Annotated in this window: 27 protein-coding genes and 1 tRNA gene; 25 read left to right on the top strand and 3 right to left on the bottom strand. The window is 68.1% G+C overall.

Annotation, left to right across the window (positions count from 1 at the left end; all coding sequences use genetic code 11):
• The first annotated feature begins 22 nt into the window (after positions 1 to 22).
• From M6444_RS06425 to M6444_RS06325, 21 genes are all read left to right on the top strand, one after another.
• Positions 23 to 670 (top strand): NUDIX hydrolase, encoded by a 648-nt coding sequence (locus M6444_RS06425; protein WP_298324425.1) that lies wholly within the window; start codon positions 23 to 25, stop codon positions 668 to 670.
• Between the two features lie 69 nt (positions 671 to 739).
• Complete coding sequence (gene ald / locus M6444_RS06420) at positions 740 to 1,852, top strand: alanine dehydrogenase (protein WP_298324423.1); 1,113 nt, start codon at positions 740 to 742, stop codon at positions 1,850 to 1,852.
• 46 nt (positions 1,853 to 1,898) lie between these two features.
• On the top strand, positions 1,899 to 2,846 hold the full coding sequence (gene xerD / locus M6444_RS06415; RefSeq protein ID WP_298324421.1) for a site-specific tyrosine recombinase XerD: 948 nt from the start codon (positions 1,899 to 1,901) through the stop codon (positions 2,844 to 2,846).
• 66 nt (positions 2,847 to 2,912) lie between these two features.
• Positions 2,913 to 3,821, top strand: a complete 909-nt coding sequence (locus tag M6444_RS06410; RefSeq protein WP_363326257.1) for an AAA family ATPase — start codon at positions 2,913 to 2,915, stop codon at positions 3,819 to 3,821.
• Between the two features lie 68 nt (positions 3,822 to 3,889).
• Positions 3,890 to 4,687 carry a segregation/condensation protein A gene (locus M6444_RS06405; RefSeq protein ID WP_363326262.1) on the top strand — a complete coding sequence of 266 codons (798 nt, stop codon included), beginning with the start codon at positions 3,890 to 3,892 and terminating at the stop codon, positions 4,685 to 4,687.
• The gene (gene scpB, locus M6444_RS06400; protein WP_298324416.1) at positions 4,684 to 5,262 is read left to right on the top strand and encodes an SMC-Scp complex subunit ScpB; all 579 of its coding nucleotides are present in this window, start codon (positions 4,684 to 4,686) and stop codon (positions 5,260 to 5,262) included. Before M6444_RS06405 ends, scpB begins: the two co-directional genes overlap by 4 nt.
• Positions 5,240 to 6,058: a pseudouridine synthase gene (locus tag M6444_RS06395; protein ID WP_363326256.1), complete on the top strand. Its 819-nt coding sequence runs from the start codon at positions 5,240 to 5,242 to the stop codon at positions 6,056 to 6,058. Before scpB ends, M6444_RS06395 begins: the two co-directional genes overlap by 23 nt.
• A gap of 56 nt (positions 6,059 to 6,114) precedes the next feature.
• On the top strand, positions 6,115 to 6,483 hold the full coding sequence (gene aroH, locus M6444_RS06390) for a chorismate mutase (protein ID WP_298324410.1): 369 nt from the start codon (positions 6,115 to 6,117) through the stop codon (positions 6,481 to 6,483).
• Entirely contained in the window at positions 6,484 to 7,596 is a 1,113-nt protein-coding gene (locus M6444_RS06385) for a prephenate dehydrogenase (protein WP_298324405.1), read from the top strand.
• Positions 7,597 to 7,710: 114 nt separating this feature from the next.
• On the top strand, positions 7,711 to 8,379 hold the full coding sequence (gene cmk / locus M6444_RS06380) for a (d)CMP kinase (protein ID WP_363326261.1): 669 nt from the start codon (positions 7,711 to 7,713) through the stop codon (positions 8,377 to 8,379).
• Positions 8,376 to 9,044 (top strand): lysophospholipid acyltransferase family protein, encoded by a 669-nt coding sequence (locus M6444_RS06375; protein WP_298324399.1) that lies wholly within the window; start codon positions 8,376 to 8,378, stop codon positions 9,042 to 9,044. The genes cmk and M6444_RS06375 overlap by 4 nt, the downstream gene beginning before the upstream one ends.
• A 31-nt stretch (positions 9,045 to 9,075) precedes the next feature.
• Positions 9,076 to 10,425, top strand: a complete 1,350-nt coding sequence (der, locus tag M6444_RS06370) for a ribosome biogenesis GTPase Der (RefSeq protein WP_363326260.1) — start codon at positions 9,076 to 9,078, stop codon at positions 10,423 to 10,425.
• Between the two features lie 298 nt (positions 10,426 to 10,723).
• A complete protein-coding gene (locus M6444_RS06365; RefSeq protein ID WP_298324394.1) occupies positions 10,724 to 11,092 on the top strand; it encodes a GntR family transcriptional regulator in 369 nt (122 codons plus the stop codon).
• Complete coding sequence (locus tag M6444_RS06360; RefSeq protein WP_298324391.1) at positions 11,089 to 11,964, top strand: ABC transporter ATP-binding protein; 876 nt, start codon at positions 11,089 to 11,091, stop codon at positions 11,962 to 11,964. The genes M6444_RS06365 and M6444_RS06360 overlap by 4 nt, the downstream gene beginning before the upstream one ends.
• Positions 11,961 to 12,701 (top strand): hypothetical protein, encoded by a 741-nt coding sequence (locus tag M6444_RS06355; protein ID WP_298324388.1) that lies wholly within the window; start codon positions 11,961 to 11,963, stop codon positions 12,699 to 12,701. Before M6444_RS06360 ends, M6444_RS06355 begins: the two co-directional genes overlap by 4 nt.
• A gap of 22 nt (positions 12,702 to 12,723) precedes the next feature.
• Positions 12,724 to 13,647, top strand: a complete 924-nt coding sequence (locus M6444_RS06350; RefSeq protein WP_298324383.1) for an ABC transporter ATP-binding protein — start codon at positions 12,724 to 12,726, stop codon at positions 13,645 to 13,647.
• Positions 13,648 to 13,666: 19 nt separating this feature from the next.
• A complete protein-coding gene (locus M6444_RS06345) occupies positions 13,667 to 14,404 on the top strand; it encodes an ABC transporter permease (protein ID WP_298324381.1) in 738 nt (245 codons plus the stop codon).
• 57 nt (positions 14,405 to 14,461) lie between these two features.
• Positions 14,462 to 14,535: transfer RNA gene (locus M6444_RS06340), tRNA-Pro, on the top strand.
• A gap of 421 nt (positions 14,536 to 14,956) precedes the next feature.
• Complete coding sequence (locus M6444_RS06335; RefSeq protein ID WP_298324377.1) at positions 14,957 to 15,571, top strand: TetR family transcriptional regulator; 615 nt, start codon at positions 14,957 to 14,959, stop codon at positions 15,569 to 15,571.
• Positions 15,572 to 15,603: 32 nt separating this feature from the next.
• Positions 15,604 to 16,302 carry a class I SAM-dependent methyltransferase gene (locus M6444_RS06330; RefSeq protein WP_298324375.1) on the top strand — a complete coding sequence of 233 codons (699 nt, stop codon included), beginning with the start codon at positions 15,604 to 15,606 and terminating at the stop codon, positions 16,300 to 16,302.
• A gap of 215 nt (positions 16,303 to 16,517) precedes the next feature.
• Positions 16,518 to 17,339, top strand: coding sequence for a hypothetical protein (locus M6444_RS06325; protein WP_298324372.1), 822 nt, complete (start codon positions 16,518 to 16,520; stop codon positions 17,337 to 17,339).
• A 106-nt stretch (positions 17,340 to 17,445) separates the two neighbouring features.
• On the opposite strand, the gene M6444_RS06320 is transcribed toward M6444_RS06325, so the two are convergent.
• Positions 17,446 to 17,736 carry a DUF4287 domain-containing protein gene (locus M6444_RS06320; protein WP_298324367.1) on the bottom strand — a complete coding sequence of 97 codons (291 nt, stop codon included), beginning with the start codon at positions 17,734 to 17,736 and terminating at the stop codon, positions 17,446 to 17,448.
• Positions 17,737 to 17,817: 81 nt separating this feature from the next.
• Between M6444_RS06320 and M6444_RS06315 the strand changes: the two genes are divergently transcribed.
• Entirely contained in the window at positions 17,818 to 18,444 is a 627-nt protein-coding gene (locus tag M6444_RS06315; protein ID WP_298324364.1) for a TetR/AcrR family transcriptional regulator, read from the top strand.
• A gap of 55 nt (positions 18,445 to 18,499) precedes the next feature.
• Complete coding sequence (locus tag M6444_RS06310) at positions 18,500 to 19,177, top strand: DNA alkylation repair protein (RefSeq protein WP_298324361.1); 678 nt, start codon at positions 18,500 to 18,502, stop codon at positions 19,175 to 19,177.
• Positions 19,178 to 19,189: 12 nt separating this feature from the next.
• Here the strand turns inward: M6444_RS06310 and M6444_RS06305 are convergent, their stop codons facing one another.
• Positions 19,190 to 20,611 (bottom strand): RtcB family protein, encoded by a 1,422-nt coding sequence (locus M6444_RS06305; RefSeq protein WP_363326255.1) that lies wholly within the window; start codon positions 20,609 to 20,611, stop codon positions 19,190 to 19,192.
• Between the two features lie 166 nt (positions 20,612 to 20,777).
• On the opposite strand from M6444_RS06305, the gene M6444_RS06300 reads away from it, so the two are divergent.
• Together M6444_RS06300 and M6444_RS06295 are read left to right on the top strand one after the other, a co-directional pair.
• Positions 20,778 to 21,200, top strand: coding sequence for an archease (locus M6444_RS06300; protein ID WP_298324355.1), 423 nt, complete (start codon positions 20,778 to 20,780; stop codon positions 21,198 to 21,200).
• A 69-nt stretch (positions 21,201 to 21,269) separates the two neighbouring features.
• A complete protein-coding gene (locus M6444_RS06295) occupies positions 21,270 to 21,911 on the top strand; it encodes a DUF1707 domain-containing protein (RefSeq protein ID WP_298324353.1) in 642 nt (213 codons plus the stop codon).
• Positions 21,912 to 21,930: 19 nt separating this feature from the next.
• On the opposite strand, the gene M6444_RS06290 is transcribed toward M6444_RS06295, so the two are convergent.
• Entirely contained in the window at positions 21,931 to 22,563 is a 633-nt protein-coding gene (locus M6444_RS06290) for a DUF2249 domain-containing protein (RefSeq protein ID WP_298324350.1), read from the bottom strand.
• Positions 22,564 to 22,656: the final 93 nt, after the last annotated feature.

The following is a 22,656-nucleotide window of genomic DNA, read 5'->3' as shown; positions in this document are numbered from 1 at the left end:
GCACCGGTCGTAGGGTGGCGGTGTGACTGATCCCGTCGAAGACGTACCGGCGAGCTGGCCGGTCATCGCGTCGGCCACCACCTTCGACGGCGGCGTCGTCAGTGTTCGCAGCGACACCGTGCGCTCTCCCGTGGACGGCGCGGAGTTCGTCCGTGACGTCGTCGTCCATCCCGGCGCGGTGGCCGTCGTCGCCGTCGACGACCACGAACAGGTCCTGGTGGTCCGCCAGTACCGCCATCCGGTCCAGCTGCGGCCCCTGGAACTGCCCGCCGGGCTGCGCGACGTCGAAGGTGAGCCGGCGCACCGCACCGCCGAACGCGAGCTGTACGAGGAAGGTCACATCCGCGCCGCCACCTGGCGAGTCCTCGTCGATCTGTTGCCGTCACCGGGCATGACCGACGAGGCGATCCGGGTGTTCTTGGCCCGCGACATCACGACGGTGCCCACCGACGAGCGCTACAGCGGCCACCACGAGGAAGCGGACATGGGCGCCGCCTGGGTGCCGATGACGGAGCTGGTGGACGCCATCTTGGCCGGGCGGGTCCAGAACGCCACTCTGTGCGCTGGTGTGCTCGCGGCCTGGGCGGCGCGCAACGGCGCGGGCTATGCCGCGTTGCGAGCGCCGGATGCGGCGTGGCCGTCCGGCGACGGGGTGGCGCGACGCGGCTAGACTCACCCCGCCCGTCCGCCAGGGCGGGCACTCGACGTGATCGAGCCGAGGTCGAAGGGACGGACACGCGTGCTGGTCGGTATCCCGACGGAGGTCAAGAACAACGAGTTCCGCGTCGCCATCACACCTGCGGGCGTGCACGAGTTCGTCCGGCACGGGCACGACGTACTCGTCGAGGCCGGCGCCGGGCTCGGATCATCGATCCGCGACGAGGAGTATCGCGCTGCCGGTGCCCGCATCGTCGCCGAAGCCGCCGACGTGTGGGAAGCCGACCTGGTGTGCAAGGTGAAAGAGCCCGAACCCGACGAATACCACCTGATGCGCCGCGGCCAGGTGCTGTTCACTTACCTGCACCTGGCGGCGTCGAAGGAATGCACGCAGGCTCTGCTCGACGCCGGGGTCACCGCCGTGGCCTACGAGACGGTCGAGAGCGCGTCGGGACAGCTGCCCCTGCTCGCGCCGATGAGTGAGGTCGCCGGCCGGATGGCCACTCAGGTCGGCGCACATCTGCTGGAACGTGCTCGGGGCGGGCGGGGCATCCTGCTCGGCGGTGTGCCCGGCGTGAAGTCGGCGAAGGTCGTGATCATCGGTGCCGGGACCTCCGGGGTGAACTCGGCGATCATCGCGACCGGGATGCAGGCCGACGTGTGGATGCTGGACAAGAACGTGGCCCGGTTGCGCTACATCGACGAACTGTTCGGTGGCCGGGTCCAGACCATCGCATCGAACCTGTTCGAGGTGGAGAACGCCGTCGTCGACGCCGACCTCGTCATCGGCGCGGTGCTCGTGCCCGGCGCCAAGGCGCCGACGCTGGTGTCCGACGAGGTGGTGGCCAGGATGCGTGCGGGCAGTGTGCTGGTCGACATCGCCATCGATCAAGGCGGATGCTTCGAGAGCTCGCGCCCCACCACGCACGACGACCCGACGTTCGTCGTCCACGACTCGATCTTCTACTGTGTATCGAACATGCCCGGCGCCGTGCCGCACACCTCCACGTACGCGCTGACGAACGTCACCTTGCCGTACGCTCTGGAACTGGCTGACCAAGGCTGGCGCGCGGCCATGCGAGACGATGCCGCATTGGCCCGGGGCCTGAACACCCACGACGGTGCGCTGACGTACGCCCCGGTGGCCGAAGCACACGGCCTGGCGTCGATTCCGCTCGACGACGTGTTGGGCTGAGGCGGACGCCCACGGGCAGCCGCACGGACCGAGGAGCCGCGAGACGATGGACACGACCGGGACGGCCCTCGACGATGCCGTTCGACGGTATCTCGATCATCTGGCGGTCGAACGGGGCCTGGCCGCGAACACGCTCGCGTCGTACCGCCGTGACCTGCGCCGCTACGTGCGCTTCTTGATCGAGCGGGACCGGCTCTCGCCGGTGGACATCGACGCGGAGGACGTGAGCGCGTTCCTGCGTAGCTTGCGTGAAGGTGACGGTGAACGGCCCGGCCTGGTGGCCAGCTCCGCGGCGCGAACGCTGGTCGCGGTGCGCGGGCTGCACCGGTTTCTGCACCGCGAGGGTCTGTCGGCGGTCGATCCCGCCAGCGATGTCCGGCCGCCGACGCCACCGCGGCGGCTGCCGAAGGCCATCGCGTTGGCCGACATCGAGCGATTGCTCGGCGCCGCGTCGGCCGGCGACGACGCACGCGCCCTTCGCGACCGGGCGTTGCTGGAACTGTTGTACGGCTGCGGTGCGCGCATCTCCGAAGCAGTCGGCCTGGACTGCGACGACATCGACTCCGAGGCCGGCACCGTGCTGTTACGCGGCAAGGGGGGCAAGGACCGGATCGTGCCCATCGGCCGCTTCGCCCGTGAGGCCGTCGACGCCTATCTCGTCCGGGCCAGGCCGGGGCTGGTCGCCGCTGGAGCGGGGACACCGGCGTTGTTCCTCAACGCTCGCGGTGGCCGGTTGTCGCGGCAAAGTGCATGGTCGGTGCTGCGGGCGGCGGCGAAACGGGCGGGGCTGTCGACGACGGTGACTCCGCACACGCTGCGCCACTCGTTCGCCACGCACCTGTTGGAAGGCGGGGCTGACGTGCGTGTGGTGCAGGAACTGCTCGGGCATGCCTCGGTGACGACTACGCAGGTCTATACCCTGGTCACCGTCGACCGACTCCGTGAAGTCTACGCGGCTGCTCACCCGCGTGCCCGCAGCTCCGGCGCGTCGTAGCGCGGTAGGCTCACGTCCCAACGAAGCGCAGTAGGCCATCACGACCATCGAGGAGCTCTGACCGACGTGGCACCCTCGAAACCGGACGCCGCGGCGGGTGTGCTGCCGTTCGACTCCGAGCCTGAGCCGGACCTCGGGCCCACCCGTCGTCCCAAGGTCGACTTCGACGAGCCCGTCCCGCTCGACCGTCACGGCCCGGCACGGGTCGTGGCGATGTGCAATCAGAAGGGCGGCGTGGGCAAGACGACCACGACCATCAACCTGGGCGCGGCCTTGGCCGATTACGGCCGCAAGGTCCTCCTGGTCGACTTCGATCCGCAGGGAGCGTTGTCGGTGGGCCTCGGACTCGACGCTCACAACCTCGATCTGTCCATCTACAACGTGCTCATGGACACGTCGTTGAAGGCCGCGGACATCGTGCAGAAGACGCCGGTGGAGGGGATGGACCTGCTGCCGGCCAACATCGATCTGTCGGCCGCGGAGATCCAGCTGGTCACCGAGGTCGGCCGCGAGCAGGCGCTGGGGCGCATCCTCGCGCCCCTGGTCGACGAGTACGACGTGATGCTCATCGATTGTCAGCCGTCGCTGGGGTTGTTGACGGTCAACGCGCTCACCGCCGCCGACGGTGTGGTGGTGCCGCTGGAGTGCGAGTACTTCGCGCTGCGGGGCGTGGCGCTGCTCAAAGAGACCATCGAGAAGGTGCGCGACCGCCTCAACCCTCGCCTCGAGATCGAGGGCCTGCTCGCCACCATGTACGACTCGCGGACCGTGCACGGCCGCGAAGTGCTGGCCCGTCTGGTCGAGGCGTTCGGCGACCGGGTCTTCCACACGGTCGTGGGCCGCACGGTCCGGTTCCCCGAAACCACGGTGGCGGGGCTGCCCATCACGTCGTTCGCTCCGTCCTCACGGGGGGCCTCGGCATATCGGCAGCTCGCGCGGGAGGTGTTGGCGCGGTGGGAGCCGGCACGGCGTTGAGTGACCCGGCGCCGGCCGAGGCGGTCCTCACCGCGGAGCGTGACGACGAGTCCGTTCCGGCGTTCGAGGTGCACCTGGCCAACTTCGAAGGCCCGTTCGACCTGCTGCTGAGCCTGATCGCCAAGCACAAGCTCGACGTCACCGAGGTCGCGTTGTCGAAGGTGACCGACGAGTTCATCGCCTACATCTCCGCCGGGGCCCGCTCCGGCGAGGCGTGGAATCTGGACGAGACCAGCGAGTTCCTCGTCGTGGCGTCGACTCTGCTCGACCTGAAAGCAGCCCGGCTGTTGCCGCGGGGCGAGGTCGAGGACGAGGACGACCTGGCCCTGCTCGAGGCGCGCGACCTGCTGTTCGCGCGGTTGCTGCAGTACAAGGCGTTCAAAGAGATCGCCGGCGTGCTGTCCGAGCGGTTCGCTGCCGAGTCGCTACGGTTCCCGCGCGCGGTCGGCCTGGAAGAGCGCTTCGCCGGACTGCTGCCCGAGGTCGTCGTGGGGCTGGGGCCGCAGGAGTTGGCCCGGCTGGCCGCGAAGGTCCTGGCGCCCAAGCCGGTTCCGACCGTGGCCATCAACCATCTGCACCAACCGCGGGTGAGCGTGCGAGAGCAGGCGCTGGTGGTGGTCGACCGATTGCGCCGCTCGGGGGTGCTGACGTTTCGCGCCCTGGCCGCCGACTGCCCGTCGACGCTGCATGTGGTGGCGCGCTTCTTGTCGCTGCTGGAGCTCTACCGGGAACGGACGGTGGCCTTCGAGCAGATGCAGGCGCTGGGTGAGCTGACGGTGCGCTGGACGGGCGACGACGACGGCGAGCCAGGCGACGTCGGTGCCGAGTTCGACGATGAAATCACGCCGGAGGGGGAGCAGGCTTGATCGAGGACACCCTGTTCGACACGGGGCCGCCGTTGCGCGCGGCCGTCGAAGCGGTCCTGTTGGTCGCCGACGAGCCGGTCGACGACGTCACGTTGGCCCAGGTGCTGGAACGGCCGCGGCACGAGGTCGCCGACGTGCTCGAGGCATTGGCCGACGAGTACTCCGCATCCGGACGCGGTTTCGACCTGCGCCCCGTCGCCGGCGGATGGCGGTTCTACACCCGGCCGGAGTGCGCCTCGGTGGTCGAGCGATTCGTGCTCGACGGGCAGCAGGCGAAGTTGACGCAAGCCGCGCTGGAGACCCTGGCGGTCGTGGCCTACAAACAGCCGGTCAGCCGGGCGCGCATCTCGGCGGTGCGCGGCGTGAACTGCGACGGCGTCATGCGTACGCTGACCACTCGCGGCCTGGTCGAAGAAGCCGGGGTCGATCACGAGTCCGGTGCGACGCTGTATCGCACCACCTCGTACTTCCTCGAGCGGCTGGGCATGTCGTCGCTGGACGATCTGCCGCCGCTGGCGCCCTACCTGCCCGACGCCGACGGAGTCGACGACGATGTCGACACGGCGGCTCGGTGAGCCGGCGCCCGACCGAGCACAGGACGCAGGACGAATCATGACGAGGACCGGTGACGTGAACGAGCCTGAGCGCGGCGTGCGGCTCCAGAAGGTGCTGGCTTCTGCTGGCGTGGGCAGCCGCCGAGCCTGCGAGGAGCTGATCGCGGCCGGACGCGTCGAGGTGGACGGCCAGGTGGTGCGTACCCAGGGCGTACGCGTCGATCCTGCCAGCGTCGTCATCAAGGTCGACGGCATGCGAGTGACCACGGCGGAGTCCGGCAACGTCTACCTGGCGGTGAACAAGCCCGCCGGGGTGGTGAGCACCATGAACGACCCGCACGGCCGCAAGGATCTTCGTCGCTACACCGAAGGGCGGCGCCAGCGGTTGTTCCACGTAGGCCGTCTCGACACCGACACCGAAGGGCTGATCCTGCTCACCAATGACGGCGAGTTGGCGCATCGACTGGCCCACCCGAGTTACGAGGTCCTCAAGACCTACGTGGCCGAAGTGCCGGGGCCGGTGGCACCGGGGCTGGGCAAGCAGCTGCGGGCCGGCGTGGAACTCGAGGACGGCCCGGTGACGGTGCACTCGTTCCGGGTGGTCGAACGCGTCGGTACCAGGGTCATGGTCGAGGTCGTGCTGCACGAAGGGCGCAAACACGTGGTGCGCCGGCTCCTCGAGGCTGTCGGCCATCCGGTACGGCGGTTGGTGCGAACCCGGTTCGGTCCGGTCGCCCTGGGCGATCTGCGTCCGGACAACACCCGGGTGCTGCGCGCGGACGAGGTGGCCAAGTTGTACGACGCCGTCGGGCTGTAGCCGACCGGGCCACCATCGCGACGTCCGCGTGGGCCGAGCGGGTACGGTGCACTGTTGTGACTGTTCGTGCCGTACGTGGAGCCTCGCAGCTCGAAGTGGACGAAGCCGGGCATCTGTTGGAGCGCACCGCGGAGCTGATGCGCACCGTGCTCGAGCGCAACGAGCTCGAGCCGGACGACGTCATCAGCATCCTGCTCACCGCGACGCCCGACCTGCGCTCGGCGTTTCCGGCGACTGCGGTACGCGCCCTGGGGATCACCGACGTCCCGATGATGTGCGCGCAAGAGATCGACGTCGCCGGCGCCATGCCGCGGGTGGTGCGGTTGATGGCCCATGTGGAGACCACGCGCCCGCGCAGCCAGATCCGCCACGTCTACCTGCACGGCACCAGCGTCCTGCGCGACGACATCGCCGAGGAGGACTAGATGTCGGAGTGGGACGCTGCGGCCCCCGGTGCGGGGGCATCGGCGCTGTCCGGTGGTGTGCTCATCGTCGGAGCCGGGCTCGTGGGGGCCTCGCTGGGGCTGGCGCTGCGTCGCGCCGGGGTCGATGTCCGGTTGCGTGACGCCAACGCGGCCGTGGTCGACGAGGCGGTACGAGTCGGGGCCGGTCGGCCGGCGGTGGCCGACGAGCCGCCGGCGTCGCTGGCCGTGGCTGCGGTGCCGCCCGAAGCCGTCGGCGAAGTCGTCGCGGAGCTGCTGGACCACGGGGCTGCCGAGTACGTCACCGACGTCGCCAGCGTGAAATCCCTGCCGGCCGCCGATGTACGTGAGCGCGCCAAGGAGCCCGGCCGCTACGTCGGCAGCCACCCGATGGCCGGGCGTGAGGTCTCCGGACCGGGGGCGGCGTTGCCGGACCTGTTCGAGGGCAGGCCGTGGGTGCTGTGCCCGGACGACGGCACACACCAGCAGGCGGTGACGCGGGCCCTGGCCATGGCCCGGCTGGTGGGTGCGACACCGATGACGATGACGGCGGCCGATCACGATGCCGCGGTGGCGCTGGTGTCGCATTCGCCACACCTCGTGGCGGCGTTGGTGGCTGCCCGGTTCGTCGACGTTCCCGCGCACGAGGTCCGCCTGGCCGGGCCTGGCGTCACCGATGTCACGCGCATCGCCAGCGGTGATCCCGAGCTGTGGACGGAGATCCTCACGGCGAATGCTGCTGCCGTCGCTGATGTTCTGCGCGGTCTGCGCACCGACCTCGATCGCGTGCTCGATGCGCTGGACTCGCCGCCGACCGGCCGGACGGCGCTGCGCGAGGTGCTGCGCAGCGGTGTGGACGGACGCGCGCGCCTGCCCGGCAAGCGCGGTGGGGCGCACACCGAGTTCGCCACCGTCGTCGTGGTGGTCGACGACCGGCCCGGCCAGCTGGCGCGACTGTTCGCCGATGCCAGCGGAGCCGGGTTCAACGTCGAGGACGTGCGCATCGACCACAGCCCGGGCCAGCCGGTCGGGCTGGTGGAGCTCGACGTCCGTGTCGGCGTCGAGCACGAGCTTTCGGCGTTTCTGCGCGAACGAGGGTGGACGATCCACGGGTGACGCTCACCGTCGCGGCGAGTGGAAGCTACCCTTCTCGTCGTGGCAATTCCCTCCGCCGAACCGTCGCCGCACGCATCGTCGTCGGCACCGTCTGCGACCGGCCGGCAGCGTGACATGGTCATCGCCATCGATGGGCCGTCCGGTTCGGGCAAGTCGACGGTCGCCCGCCGGGTGGCCGAAAAACTGGGGCTGCGCTACCTCGATACCGGTGCGATGTACCGCGCCGTGACGTGGTGGCTACTGGAACAGGGCGTCGATCTGGCTGACCGCGACCGGGTCGCGGAACGCACGGCCCAGGTGCCGCTGGTCATGGGCATGGACCCGAAGAACCCGAACGTCCGGGTCGGCGAGGTCGACGTGACGAAGGTGATCCGCGAGAGCCGGATCTCCACCGCGGTCAGCGCGGTGGCGACGAACCTCGGCGTCCGCGCCGAGTTGGTCGCTCGCCAGCAGGAGATCGCGCGGGCCGGTGGCGTGGTCATCGAGGGCCGCGACATCACCACCGTGGTGGCACCCGACGCGCCGGTGCGCGTGCTCCTGACCGCCAGCGAGCAGGCGCGGCTGGCCAGGCGCGCGCTGGAGTTGCACGGCAGCGACGACGCAGCCGCAGTGGAGGCGACCCGTGACCAGGTGGTGCGCCGCGATGCGGACGATTCCACGGTGGCGCGGTTCACCGAGGCCGCCGATGGCGTCGATGTGGTCGACTCGTCGGATCTGACCCTCGACGAGACGGTCGACGCCGTCCTGGCCGTGGTGGAGCGGCGCACGGGGGCGCGGACGTGAGTGCCCCCGATGCCGAGGTGCCGACCAGCCGCGGTGCAGCGGCCGGGCGCATACTCGCGATCGGGTTGCTGCGAACGTTGTGGTCGGTACGGGTCGAAGGTGCTGCGAACGTCCCTGACGACGGCCCGGTGATCCTGGCGCCGAACCACACCGGATTCATCGACGCGCCGCTGCTGATGGCGAGCAGTCCACGTCCGGTTCATACGCTGGCCAAACGCGAACTTTTCCGGGGGCCGTTGGGGCTGCTGTTGCGCGCGGTCGGCCAGATTCCGCTCGACCGGGACGACCCGGGGCGTAGCTTGATCAAGGCCGGCATCGGCGTGCTCGACGAGGGACGAGTCCTGGTGGTCTTCCCGGAGGGGACCCGGGGCGCTGGCGACTTCAGCGAGTTGCGCACCGGGCTGGCGTGGTTCGCGCTGCGCTCGGGGGCGCCAGTGGTGCCGGTGGTGTTCAGCGGGACGGGGGCGCGAGGACGTACGCTGGGGGCGATGCCCGGCTTGCGGTCCAGGCTGGATGTGGTCTTCGGGAAGCCGGTGTATCTCCCTGCCGGTGGAGGACGCACTCGCGCGGCCCTGGACGCTGCGACCGAGCAGCTTCGCGAGGCCCTGGTGGCGCACTGGAAGGCTGTCGCGGCGTCCCGACCGGAGGAGTACCCAGGTGAGTGATCGAGTTCCTGCTGAGCAGGTCGACCCCGACATCGGCGAGTCCGTCGACGTCGGCGACGGTCCCGCTCCAGTGGTCGCCGTCGTGGGTCGCCCGAACGTCGGCAAATCGACGCTGGTGAACCGGATTCTCGGTCGTCGCGAAGCTGTCGTCGAGGACGTTCCCGGGGTGACTCGCGACCGGGTCGCCTATGACGCCGCCTGGGCCGGACGAGCGTTCACCCTGCTCGACACCGGCGGCTGGGATCCGGACGGGCAGGGTATGGCGGCGAGCATCACCGCGCAGGCCGAAGTGGCCGTGGCCGCGGCGGATGTCGTCATCTTCGTGGTGGACGCGACCGTCGGCGCCACCGATGCCGACGAAGCCGTCGTGCGGGTGCTGCGCCGCTCGGGCAAGCCGATCGTCCTGGTCGCGAACAAGGTCGACGGCCCCAGCGGAGAGCCCGATGCCGCAGCACTGTGGAATCTGGGTCTCGGCGAGCCGCACCCGGTCTCGGCCCTGCACGGGCGGGGGAGTGGTGATCTGCTGGACGCGGTCGTGGCGGCGCTGCCCGACGCGCCGGCCGAATCGTTCGGCGACGACGCCGACGGTCCCCGGCGGGTGGCGCTGGTGGGCAAACCCAACGTCGGTAAGTCCAGCCTGCTGAACCGACTCGCCGGTGAGAATCGGGTCGTCGTCGACGCCGTGGCCGGCACGACGGTCGATCCGATCGACGAGTTGATCGAGCTCGACGACCGGCCGTGGCGATTCGTCGACACCGCGGGCATCCGCCGGCGCGTGCACGAGGCGTCAGGAGCGGAGTACTTCGCCTCCCTGCGTACGGCCGCGGCGTTGGAACGCTGCGAGGTCGCCGTCGTCCTGATCGATGCCAGCGAGCCACTGACCGAACAGGACCTGCGCATCATCTCGATGGTCGAGGAGTCCGGCCGGGCTCTCGTACTGGCATACAACAAGTGGGACCTGCTCGACGACGAGCGCCGCGAGATGCTCGAGCGCGAGATCGATCGCCAACTCGTCCGGGTGACCTGGGCGCCGCGGGTGAACGTGTCGGCCCGGACCGGCTGGCATGTCGATCGCCTGGTTCGCGCGCTGGACGCCGCGCTCGAGGGTTGGTCCACACGGGTACCGACCTCGCGGCTGAACGCGTTTCTCGGCCAGCTCGTGGCGTCCCACCCGCACCCTGTTCGAGGCGGCAAGCAGCCACGCATCTTGTTTGCCACTCAAGCCGACACCCGCCCGCCGCGCTTCGTGCTGTTCACCACCGGGTTCCTCGAGTCGTCGTACCGCCGTTTCATCGAGCGCCGGCTGCGCGAGGAGTTCGGATTCGTGGGCACGCCCATCGAGGTGTCGATGAAGGTTCGCGAGCGGCGGTCGCGTTCCTGAGCATCACGCTCCTGGATTCTCGCTGATCGCGTCATCGCCTCGTCGGCACCGCACACGAGCACGAGCCGCCGACAGCAAGCGCGGGCACGAGCCCGCCGACACCGACCATCGGGTCGCAGTCACCTGTCGCGCCAGCATGGCTTCATCTGCCCGCACGTTCCCGGCGCGGTGATTCCTTCGTGCGTGTGCACGCATCCTGACCAGGGGTGCAGCTGCGGGCTCCACGTGCGGTTTGACGGTTCGCTGGCTATGTGGTTCATTAGTTGAGTAATGAACCGAGAAGCCGAAGGGGGTGCCGATGTTCGACGAGCGGAGCCCGATCTATCACCAGATCGCCGAGGCCATCAAGAACGACATCCTCAGCGGTGAACTCCAGGCCGAGGATCAGGTCATGTCGACCAACCAGTACGCGGCGCACTTCCGGATCAACCCCGCTACCGCGGCCAAGGGGTTTCAGCAGCTCGTCGACGAAGGCGTGCTCTACAAGAAGAGGGGGATCGGCATGTTCGTCAGCCCCGGTGCTCGCGCCGCCCTACTCGAGCAACGTCGGCAGCGATTCTTCGCCGACGTCGTCGAGCCGATGGTCGCCGAGGCGCGGGTCATCGGCATCCCGCTCGACGACGTCGTCGAGCGCATCACGGCAATGAAAGGCAGTGAGAACGTATGACCCTGGGAATCGACGTCCAGGGCCTGACCGTCCGGTACGGCGACGTGACCGCCATCGACGATCTCTCGGTGAGCCTGGCCGGCGGCAAGATCTATGGACTGCTCGGCCGGAACGGCTCGGGAAAGACCACGCTGATGTCGTCGATCGCGGCTTTCATGCGTGTGGAGCACGGGCAGGTGCTCGTCGGCGGACAACAGCCCTATGAGAACCCGGCCATCACCGAGCAGGTGTACCTCATCCGCGAAAGCGGTGACTTCGCCGACCAGGAGTCGGTCCGCGGACAATTGCGCCGGACGAAACGGTTCCGGCCGCAGTGGGACGGCGAGTTCGCCGAGCGGCTGCTCGAGCTGTTCCAGGTGCCGGATCGGCGGACGGTCTCGCGGCTCTCGCGTGGGCAACGGTCGGCTCTCGGCATCACGCTGGGTCTGGCAGCGCGGGCACCGGTGACGATGCTGGACGAGTCCTACCTCGGTATGGACGCGCCGACGCGCTACGCGTTCTACGACATCCTGCTCGAGGACTACATGCAGCACCCGCGCACGTTCATCATCTCCACGCACCTGATCGAGGAAGTCTCACGGCTGTTCGAAGAGGTCGTCATCCTCGACCGAGGCCGGCTGATCGCGCACGAAGAGACCGAGACGCTGCGTATGAAGGGCGCCGCCGTCACCGGCCCCGCCAGCGTCGTCGAGCGATTCACCGATGGCATGACGGTCCTGTCCGAACGGCGCCTCGGCGGAACCAAATCCGTCACCGTGCTGGGTGAGATGGGTGAGCGGCAACGTGACGTGGCGCAGGCGCACGGGCTGGAGTTGGAACCGGTCGGCCTACAGGACCTGTTCGTCCACCTGACCAAGGAGGGCCCGGCATGAGTGCACTGACCTATCGCAGGGCCGGACTCGTCACCCGCGACCAGACACGCGGGCTGTCGCTGTCGATGGTGATCTTCATCGGCGCGGTGGGCGTGGGCTTCCTCCTGGTCGCGCTGCTCATCGTCGCCATGGACGGCTTCGACGGCCCGGAAGCGAGAAGCGTGTGGGAAAACTCCGCGTACGCGACTCGGTACTATCCGCTGGCCCTCGGGATCATGCTCACGCCGGTCTACCTCGCCCTCGGCGTCGCCAACGGCGTGACCCGGCGGGCGTTCAGTCTCGGGGCCATGGGAACCGTGGTGGTCATCGCCGCGATCATGGCCGTGTTCGAAGCAGTCGGATACGCCCTCGAGAACGGCCTGTACCAGCTCGCGGGGCTCACCCAGGAACTGACGACACCGCATCTGTTCGATTCCGGGACCCAGGTCTGGATCTCCGTCCCCGAGGTCGGGATCACCGTCGCCGGCAACGTCGCCGCGGGCTTGCTGATCGGGACCACCTACTACCGCTGGGGCAGGCTGTGGCCGACGATCGCGCTGCCGCTCACGTTCGCGCCGGCGCTGGCTGTCGAAGCGCTGATGTCGGTCGGCTGGCCGGGTGGGCTGATGATCGACCTCTGGGGCATCGAGCGTCGGCCCTTGTGGCTGGTCATCCCGACGTCGTTACTGGTGATCGCCCTGACGTTCGCAGCTACGCACGTTCTCGTCCGCACGACGGCAGTTCATCCGCAGGCTTAGGAAGCAGAGAGGAATCCACGTCATGCCGATCATCGAGGTCGCCAACCTGCACAAGCGTTATGGCGACGTCGTCGCCGTCGACGACGTGTCGTTCGAGGTCGAGGAAGGTGAGATCTTCGGCATCCTCGGCCCCAACGGCGCGGGCAAGACCACCACCGTCGAGAGCATCGTCGGGATGCGTCAACCAGATGGCGGGACCATCCGCGTCTTGGGCCTGGACCCGCGACGCGACCGGGCCGAGTTGCGCCGCCGGGTGGGCGTGCAACTCCAGGAGAGCGAGCTGCCCGAGAAGATCACCGTCGCCGAAGCGCTCGACCTGTATGCGTCGTTCTATGCCGATCCCGCGGATCCACGCGCGCTGCTGGACGAGTTGGGTATCGCCGACAAGGCCGACGCCCGGTTCGACAAGCTGTCCGGTGGGCAGAAGCAGCGTCTGTCGATCGCGCTGGCGCTGGTCGGCAAGCCTACGATCGCCGTCCTGGACGAGCTCACCACCGGCCTCGATCCGCGGGCGCGCCGCGACACCTGGCAACTGGTCGAGGACGTGCGAGCCCGCGGGGTCACCATCATCCTCGTCACACACTTCATGGACGAAGCCGAGCGGCTGTGCGACCGCCTCGCCGTGATCGACTCCGGCCGGGTGGTCGCCGTCGACAGCCCGGCCGGCCTGGTCGACCGGGTCACCGACGAGCAACGCATCGTGTTCCTGCCGTCCCGGCCGATCGACGTGGGCGTGCTCGCTGATCTTCCCGACGTCAACGACGTGGACCGCAGCGGCCAGCACCTCGTCGTCACCGGGACCGGCAACGTCCTGCACTCGCTGGTCACCACCCTCGCGGCCCAGGACGTGATCGCTACCGAGCTGCGGTTGGACCGGGCCAACCTCGAAGACGCCTTCGTCTCTCTGACCGGCAAGGCGTTCGACTCCGCGACCACCGCGGCCTGATCCGCGCAAGGAGAATCTCATGTCTGCACTGACCAAGATCACCACCGTCGAGGCGCGGCTGTTCTTCCGCGAACCCACGGCAGCGATCATGACCTTCGCGCTCCCGATCGGGCTGCTCGTGGTCTTCGGCTCGATCGGCATGGGGGAGGACGCCGAGTCCGGCGGTAACGCGATCTCGGACGGGTTCTTGCCGGTCATGGCGCTCTCGCTGTCCGCGGCGATGCTGGGGTTCAGCGTCTTGCCGACCGTCCTGGCGGCCTATCGAGAAAAGGGTGTGTTGCGACGGCTGTCGGTGACGCCGGTCAATCCGGTGAACGTGCTGTCCGCGCAGCTGCTGATCAATCTGGCGGCTGCCACCATCGCGGCCATCGTGGTGCTGGTGCTGGCGGCGAGCGCGTACGACCTGGGCACCCCCGGCCAGGTGGCGGGCTTCGTACTGACCTTCGTGTTGATGACCGCGGCGATCTTCGCCATCGGTCTGCTGGTCGCCGCACTCGCTCCCACGAGCCGGTCGGCGACCTCCATCGGGATGCTGCTGTTCTTCCCCAGCATGTTCTTCGCCGGCGTCTGGACCCCCGGGGACCTCATGCCCGAATGGGCTCGCCCGATCCGCGACGTCAGCCCCATGGGCGCCGGCATGGAGGCGATGCAAGATGCGTGGGACGGCGCCTGGCCGGGCACGGTGAACCTCGTCGCCTTGGTCGTCGTCGCGGCCATTGCCGGTCTTGCGTCCGCCCGGCTGTTCCGCTGGGAGTGATCACCCCCTCGGGTTGTCCTGGGCTCGGGCGGCCCGTGTATGCTTCCTCAGGCAGCACGGGCTGTGGCGCAGCTTGGTAGCGCACTTGACTGGGGGTCAAGGGGTCGCAGGTTCAAATCCTGTCAGCCCGACGTAAAAGCCCTGGTGAGACGGTACATCTCACCGGGGCTTCGTCATGTTCTGGGCGCGCATCACAGTCGCCTGGCGGTGGGGTCGCTGCGCCCGGCTTGCTTGCGTTGTCCGGCGGCCGAGAGGAACGCGTTGGCCTGCTCGGCGGCGGAGACGAGGTGGCGGTCTGCGGGGTGCGGTCTGCGGGGTGTAGACAGCCGCGGTGGGATTCATCGAGGCGTGCCCGAGGATGTCTTGGACATGCAGCGGGCGCCAAGGAGCACCACTCCAGCGACGCGGAGCGTGTCCCGATCGAGCGCGGGAGTCTGCCCGCGGTTCGAAGGTGCTGGCGATGCGACACGCACGGTATGTCTCTGAGATGATGTAAAGATTACAAACTCTGACACCTCGTCAAGTTTCGCCCTTCGCTAGTACGGTACGAGCATGGACACTCGGGCGACCCGGCGGCCGCGTCGCTCCGACGCCCAGCGCAGCATCGACGCGATCGTCAGTGCTGCCCGCAGCCTGCTCCGCGACCGGCCCGACGCCAGCATCGAAGAGATCGCCGCGGCCGCTGGCGTTACGCGGCAAACCGTCTACGCACACTTTTCCTCACGCGACCGACTGGTCGCGGAGATCGTCAACGCCGAACGGGCCGAAGGCCTGGCGGCCGTCGAGGCAGCCAGCCTCGACGCCATGCCCCCCGTTGAGGCGTTGCGACGGTTTCTCCAGATCAGTTGGGAGATCGTCGACCGATGCCCGCTCGCGCTCGAGCCGGTGTACGCGAAGACTCCCGGCCCCGATGGCGGCGACGCCCATCAGATGGTGGCACATCACCTCGAACGAATCGTCCGGCGCGGCCAGCGATCCGGTGACTTCGATCGTGCCATGCCCGCGGACTGGCTCACCGAGGCCATCTTCGGACTCGGCCACACGGCCGCGGAACAAGCGGCCGCCGGACGTCACGCGATCCACGAGGCTGCGCGCCTGCTGGAGAGCAGCGCGCTGCGGCTCCTCGGCGCCACCGCCGAGCCTCGCCCCGCCCCGCAAGACCCTTGACGCGCTGTCAAAGTTGAAATAACTTTGACAGCGTGTCCAAGAAAAGCGGGCCAACCTACGGCATCGACGCGGCACCACTGCCCGCCCTTCTCGGTGCCGCTGGCCTCGCTGCCGCGGTAGGCGGTGTCAGGCGGCGATCGGCCCGGCTCGGTTTGGTCAGCGCAGCACTTCTGAGCATGACCGGCATCTATCTGCACACGACACTTCGGGGGAAGTTCCGGGTTTGGGAGCGGGAGCTGGACCGGCTCGGCCTGCGCGGCGACGAGCAGTTGCTGGACATGGGGTGTGGCCGCGGAGCGGTGCTGATCGCCGCCGCGCAACACCTGCCATCAGGTCGCGCCGTCGGGATCGATCTGTGGACTGTGGACCAGAGCGGCAACAGTCCGCAGGCAACGCTCGCCAACGCTGCCAAGGCCGGGGTCGCCGATCGGGTCGAGGTCCGAACCGGTGACTTGAGCTCGCTACCTTTTGCCGACCAAAGCTTCGATGTCGTGACCGCTGCCGCGGCGATCCACAACCTCCGGTCGCCAGGACTCCGCCTTCGCGCAGTCGACGAGGCGATGCGAGTGCTGCGCCCCGGAGGACAGTTACTCATCGCCGACCCCTGGCCGTTCAATCGGCGATACGCATCCCACCTCGGCCAAGGCACCGTGCATCGGCTCGGGCCCAGCTATTGGTACGGCGTCCCGCTGCTCGCCGTCACGTCGCTGCACGTGACCAAGGCCAACTGAGCCCATGATCCGAGGCCCGGAATCACGCGGATTGTGGGCTCGTCGGCGCCGAGGCCACCCCAGGTCGGTGGGGTACCGGTGGTCGCTCCGCAGCCGGAGATTCACCGCCTCGAACGGATTCGACGACACGTGCTGGCTCACTACGAGCTTTCGCGACCAGGACTGAGTCTTGGATCATCAACGTGATGTGATGACCCGAAAACGGAGAGGGGACCATGGTGGAGACCGCATGGCCCGGTGACCCCCAGCACGCGTGGAGCAAGGTCGACGATGCCGGCTCCAACCTCTGGGTCCCGAGTCCCGATGATCTCCCGAGGTGGGACTCACCGCAGGCGCTCAACCGCGCTTACGTGATCGTGCCGGTGTCGTGGCAACGAGCCACTCTGGTCATGGTCGCGTTGTTCCTGGCCGTCCTCGCCGTCATCGTCGTCGGGCCGAATTTCGATTGGAGTTCCTATGGTCCCGTCCGGCGAGTCCTGGCCGTGCTTCTGGCGGTCATCGTGGTCGGGGGCTTGCTCACCTCGATCGTGCAGTACGTCCGAATGGAAGTTCGCTGGCGGCGGTTGCGGCCGGAGACGTTGGAGCGAATGGCGACGAAACTGGCGGGCGACCGCATCCCGATCTGGGGGCTTTTCGTCGGCAGGATCCGGCTCGGCGACAGGATGTCCGGCCCGAACGACGCTCCGGACGACATCCAGTTCATGTTCGATCTGCGGGCGCCGCGCGAGACGCTTCAGCGGCAGCGAGCCGTGGCGACCGCGTGGGTCGAGGCCGTGGCCGAGGCGTCGAGCACGAACGTGCCGAAAGAACTCGGCGCAGCGTTCGGCCGGCGGTCATCCGTTCATTGCGCCGACGTGTTCGGAGAGCAGATGCGCGGAGTATGGATGTGGCGCAAGGGCAGCATCCTGCCTCGTGAAGTGCTCGGCTTGGCGCTGACGGATCCCCGCGAGGCCGGTCAGTTCACCGACGAGGACGTGGTGTTCATCCGCCGAACGCCCCGTGAACTCCGGCGGCGCTCACGGATCGCCAAGCCCTGAGAAGCGGGCCTGACGACATCGAAAACCCCGTTGGCGCAGGCCAACGGGGTTTCGTGGATGACGACCACAACCGGTAACCGTTCAGGTCGGGCTCACCAGACAGGCTTCAGTGTGGCCGGTTCGCCTTGCCGTCGAGCCAGAGTGTGTCGGACTCGTCGCGATGCGATCCGGTGGTACCGACGTGCTTACTGTCGATCTTCGGGCCTTCTTTGATCACGTGCACCATGGCCATGCCGTGCCCGCGGCCGAGCCCGTAGTCCTCTTTGAGCCAGTCGAGGATGACGCCGGCCTTGACGTCGGGGGAGTCGTAGCCTCGACTCTTGGCGATGTCGAGGAGTCGGCGCGGGGTGAGCCCGGTCTTGTCTTCGATGGCGTCGAGGTATGCCTGGAACGACATCCTGCCGTCCTTTCGTCCGGTTTTGATCGAGTGTACGGTACTGTTCAGTACCCACGTGCGTGCGCCTGACTGAGGAGCTGGATGAGCGCGGCAAGATCGGCGCAGAAGCGTGAACTGATCCTCGAACGCGCACTCGACGTGTTCGTCGCCTGTGGTTACAAAGGCACCACGACCGATCAGCTCGCGGCAGCGGCGTCAGTGTCGAAACAGACGCTGTACAAGGAGTTCGGCGACAAGGAGGGTGTCTTCACGGCGCTCATCCAGTTCGCCTGCGATCGCGTCGGCGATCCCTTCGCGCCGCTGACCGAGCAGATGCACAGCATCTCCTCGGCCGAGGAGGCGCTCGATCTGCTGGCGACGCAGTTCACGAGGTCCATCATGTCGCCGCGCGTGCAGCAGCTGCGGCGGCTGGTGATCGCCGAGGCCGTCCGGTTCCCGCCCCTCGGGCTCCTGTACTGGGAAAGTGGCTTTTTGCCGGTCCTGGACTCGGTTGCGCGTTGCCTGTCCATCCTCGATGAACGAGCGCTGCTGGACATCCCGGACGCTCGACTGGCGGCCCGACACTTCGCCGGGATGCTGCTGTGGATTCCCAGCAACCAGACGATGTTCGCTGTGTCGATGCCGCTGGACGAAACAGAGCTTGCCGAGTCCATCGCCGCCGGCAGCAAGGTCTTCCTTCGCGCCTACCGCAGGGAGCCAACCGGCTGATCCGGTCCTGCCCTTATGACATGGTCGAGTGCGCAGTGTGAACGAGGGAGCTGAAATGACCGCGATGACACCGGACAAGGTGCTGGCCGAATTGAACGCGCTCGCCGAGCCGAAGGTGTTTGCGGTCAACCAGAAGCATGGCGACGATCACGCGGTGAACCTCGGCAAGCTGCGTGCCCTGGCGAAAGAGCTGAAGACGCAGCACGAACTCGGCCGTCGGCTTTGGGAGACCGGCGATTCCGCCGCGCGGCTCCTGGCCATCCTGATCTGTCGGCCCAAGGCGTTCGAGGCGGAGGAGCTGGACGCCATGCTGCGTCAGGCCCGAACCCCCAAGGTGCACGACTGGCTGGTCAACTACGTGGTGAAGAAGAGCTCGCACGCCGAAGGGCTGCGCTTAGCCTGGCTCGCCGACCCCGACCCCGTTGTGGCCAGCGCCGGCTGGGCCTTGACGACCGAGCGCGTGGTCAAGAATCCCGCCGACCTCGACCTCGCCGGGCTGCTCGACCGCATCGAAGCAGAGATGAAGGACGCGCCGGATCGCTTGCAGTGGGCGATGAACGAATGCTTGGGCCACATCGGCATCGAGCACGCCGAGCACCGAGCTCGCGCCATCGACATCGGCGAACGGCTGGAAGTGCTCAAGGATTACCCGACGCCCCCGAACTGCACGTCGCCGTACGCGCCCACGTGGATCACCGAGATGGTGAACCGTCAGGCCGCACGACGCGGTTGAGGCGCAGCCGGCTCAGCCTTTGACCACGCCGAGCGGAACCAGCCGGGCCACCTTGCGAGCGAGCCCGGTCCGTTCTGTGACGTCGATGACTGCGTCGATGTCCTTGTAGGCGTCGGGTTTCTCCTCGGCGAGTCCCCGCCATGAGGTCCCTCGTACTTCGATGCCCTGAGCCTCGAGCTCAGTTTGCAGAGAGCGTCCGCTGGTGCCCCGGGCCGCCTGTTGGCGGCTTTGCACCCGTCCGGCTCCATGGGCGGCGGAGCCGAACGCCGGGTTGTCGGGCACGCCGGCGAGTACGTAGGACGCGGTCCCCATCGTGCCCGGGATCAGCACCGGCTGGCCCACGGGGGCGAGATCATCGGGCAGATCCGGGTGGTGTGGCGGCAACGACCGAGTGGCGCCTTTGCGGTGCACACACAGCGTCCGTTCGTGCCCGTCGACGTCGTGGACCTCGACCTTGGCGAGGTTGTGCGAGACGTCGTAGACCAGGTCCAAGGTCGTGGCCGCCTCGGCTTCGAAAACCTCGCGCGCGGCCTGGGCCAGCAGCTGGCGGTTCGCCCGTGCGAAATTGGCGGCTGCGTACATCGCCGCCAAGTACGCCTCGCCTTCGGGCGAACGAACCGGGGTGCAGGCGAGTTGCCGGTCCGGGACGACGATGCCGTACTGCGCCATGGCCTTGTCCATCTTGCGGACGTGGTCACTGCACACCTGGTGCCCCAGGCCGCGCGAACCACTGTGGATCATCACGCAGACCGCGCCGTGATCGAGGCCCATGGCCGCAGCGGCTTGCGCATCGAAGATCTCGTCGACGGCCTGGATCTCCAGAAAGTGGTTCCCCGAGCCCAGGCTGCCGACCTGATCGAGTCCACGTTCGATCGCACGATCACTCACCGCCGACCAGTCGGCGCCGGCCAACTCGCCACGGTCCTCGCACCGGTCCAAGTCGCGTGGGACGCCGTGTCCTTGTTCCACCGCATAACGTGAACCGGCTTCGAGCACGCGACGCAGCGTGGCTCGATCCGGCAGGGGCCAGATCCCTTTGGTGCCCATGCCGCGTGGAATGGCCGTGTCCAGCCGATCCATCACGGCGCCGCGCCGGCCGGAGAACTCTGTCCGGTCGAGGTCACGGGCCACCAGCAGGCGTACGCCGCACGAGATGTCGAAGCCGACGCCTCCGGGGGAGATGACGCCGGCATCGTCGACGTCGGTGGCGGCCACTCCGCCGATGGGGAAGCCGTAGCCCCAGTGCACGTCGGGCATCGCGAAGGAAGCCCGCACGATGCCCGGCAGTTCTGCGACGTTCGCGACCTGGACCAGCGCTGCGTCGTCAGCCTCTCCGGGCAGCAACGACGGGGATGCGAAGACGATCCCCGGCACCCTCATCGCACCTTCTCGGGGAATCCGATATCTGTTCGGAGCCTCTTCGACGATCTTCATGGATTTCTCGACTCGCTGCTCGCCATCTCCTGCTCACACCCGTATACCCAACCGCGTCGGCATGTACCGCGCGTGCCCCATCTTCGCCGAGTCGGAAGCCTCGTTGTGCGAGGCTGGAGAAGTGCTGGTCGCGCATGCGCAGCGTGGAGGGCGAGGGAGACCGATCGTGGCCGAGCGATCCGCTGGTTATCGAACCGTGCCGCACACCGCCGATGTCCGGGTGGAGGCGTGGGCACCGTCGCGGGAAGAGTGCATCGCTCAGGCGGTGCTGGGCGCTGTGAACGGTTTTCTGGACACCTCCGCGGCTCGCCCCGTGCGTACCCACCACTGCCAACTGCGCGGGGACACCGATGAAGACCTCCTCGTCGCTGTGGTCGACGAGGTCATCTTCCGTCTCGACACCGACAACGAAGCACCAATCGCCGTCGACCTGACCCCGACGGACGCGGGGCTCGACGCTCGGATGACGATGTGCAACGCGGCGGAGGTTCCGCAGATCGGGGCGATCCCCAAAGCGGTGTCGTTGCACGAGCTGCTGATCGATGCAGGCCCAGATGGCTGGCGATGCTCCATCACCGTCGACGTGTGACTCTTGCGGGTGACGCTGTCGATGTTCGCGCGTCCTTGCGCGCCCGATCCGCGCGTAAAGTTCTGCGCCATGGGCGATGAACCGGCTCGACATGATGATCCGGCCGCGTCGCGGGCGTTGGAACGGATATCTGACGCCGATCGCGAGCGTGCCACGGAGTTCGTCCAGGCTGCGCTGAGCCATGGGCAGATCGGCCTCGACGAGATCGACGAACGCCTCGGTGCGGTCATGGCGGCGCGGACCCGCGGCGATCTCGAAGCGGCGTTGATCCACCTGCCCGGGGCCGCCGCCGTCCTGGCTCCGTCTCCGCCCGTGCCAGCGACCATCCGCCCCGGTGAGCCGGTGACGATCACCGGCGCACACACGAAGATCGAGCGGGCCGGCCGATGGGCCGTACCGGACCACCTCGTCGTCACGTTGCGGCACTCGTCGCTGGTGCTCGACTTGATGGAGGCGGACCTGCCGGGACCGGCGATCCGCATCGATGTCGATCTCACGCACAGCCGCTTTCGCCTGATCGTCCCAGACGACATCCAGCTCGAGACCACCGGCCTCGAGCAGCACGGGTCGACAGTGGGTGTGGAAGCGGCTCGCGGTACATCGCCTCGTGCCGTCGTCGTCTTGACCGGCCGGCTCCACTGGAGCAAGGTGGCCGCCGACGCGCCCGGCTGGCGTCGGCGCCGTGCGCTGCGCAAAGCCAAGCGCTCGTGATCTTGTGCGGTGTGTCAGCTCACCGGGGCTCTCGAGCTCTGCTGGTGTCCAGGACGAGTGCCTCGCGGCGTTGGTGGACGGTGAGGTAGCGCAGGCCGTGGTCCCCGGCGCTGACCTGGCGCCGAGAACGGCGCGGCAGCCACAGCAGCACGCCGGGGGTGAGGTCGATCGTGTGGAGTTCGGTGACCAGCCGGCCACTGCCGGCCAGGACATGAACGAGCACGTCCAGGTCGGGTCCGGCGTGAGAGTCGATGGTTCCGCCCGGTGGCAGCGCGATGATGTTGGAGTCCAGATCGCGCTCGCGGATCTGCAGTTTCCACGCCGCACCGGTCACGTCGGCGGTCGCCGGGTCAGCGGTGATCGTCGTGGTGTCGACCAGGACGCGCGGCAGGGGAGTGCTGGCCAGCTTCGTGATCTTGATCCGCCAGTTGCGCGGTTCACGGGTGAGATACTCCCAGCCGTAGCTGGCGGGGTGATCGGCTTCGAACTCTTCACGCAGATGCTGCGGGTCGTGGTCGTTGACGAGCACGAACGCACCATTGACCGGCAGGGCGGCATAGGTCGCGAAGATCGTGGGGTGCTTGTCCGGCTTGCGCATACCGCGCACATCCAGTTCGTGAACTTCCTGAGTGTTCGCGGTCTCCGGTGGCATCACGATGCTCCCGCCTCTCGAGTTTTCACAACTTGGATTCATGTAAACTCTAGGCCATGGCGTCCATGCTCGGCCCGGCACGTCGTCGACACC

The organism is Haloactinopolyspora sp., from assembly GCF_027324685.1.
In the GTDB taxonomy this organism is placed as follows: Bacteria; Actinomycetota; Actinomycetes; order Jiangellales; family Jiangellaceae; genus Haloactinopolyspora.
The sequence above is the reverse complement of the archived record's forward strand: the minus strand, read 5'-3'. Positions and strand labels throughout refer to the sequence as shown.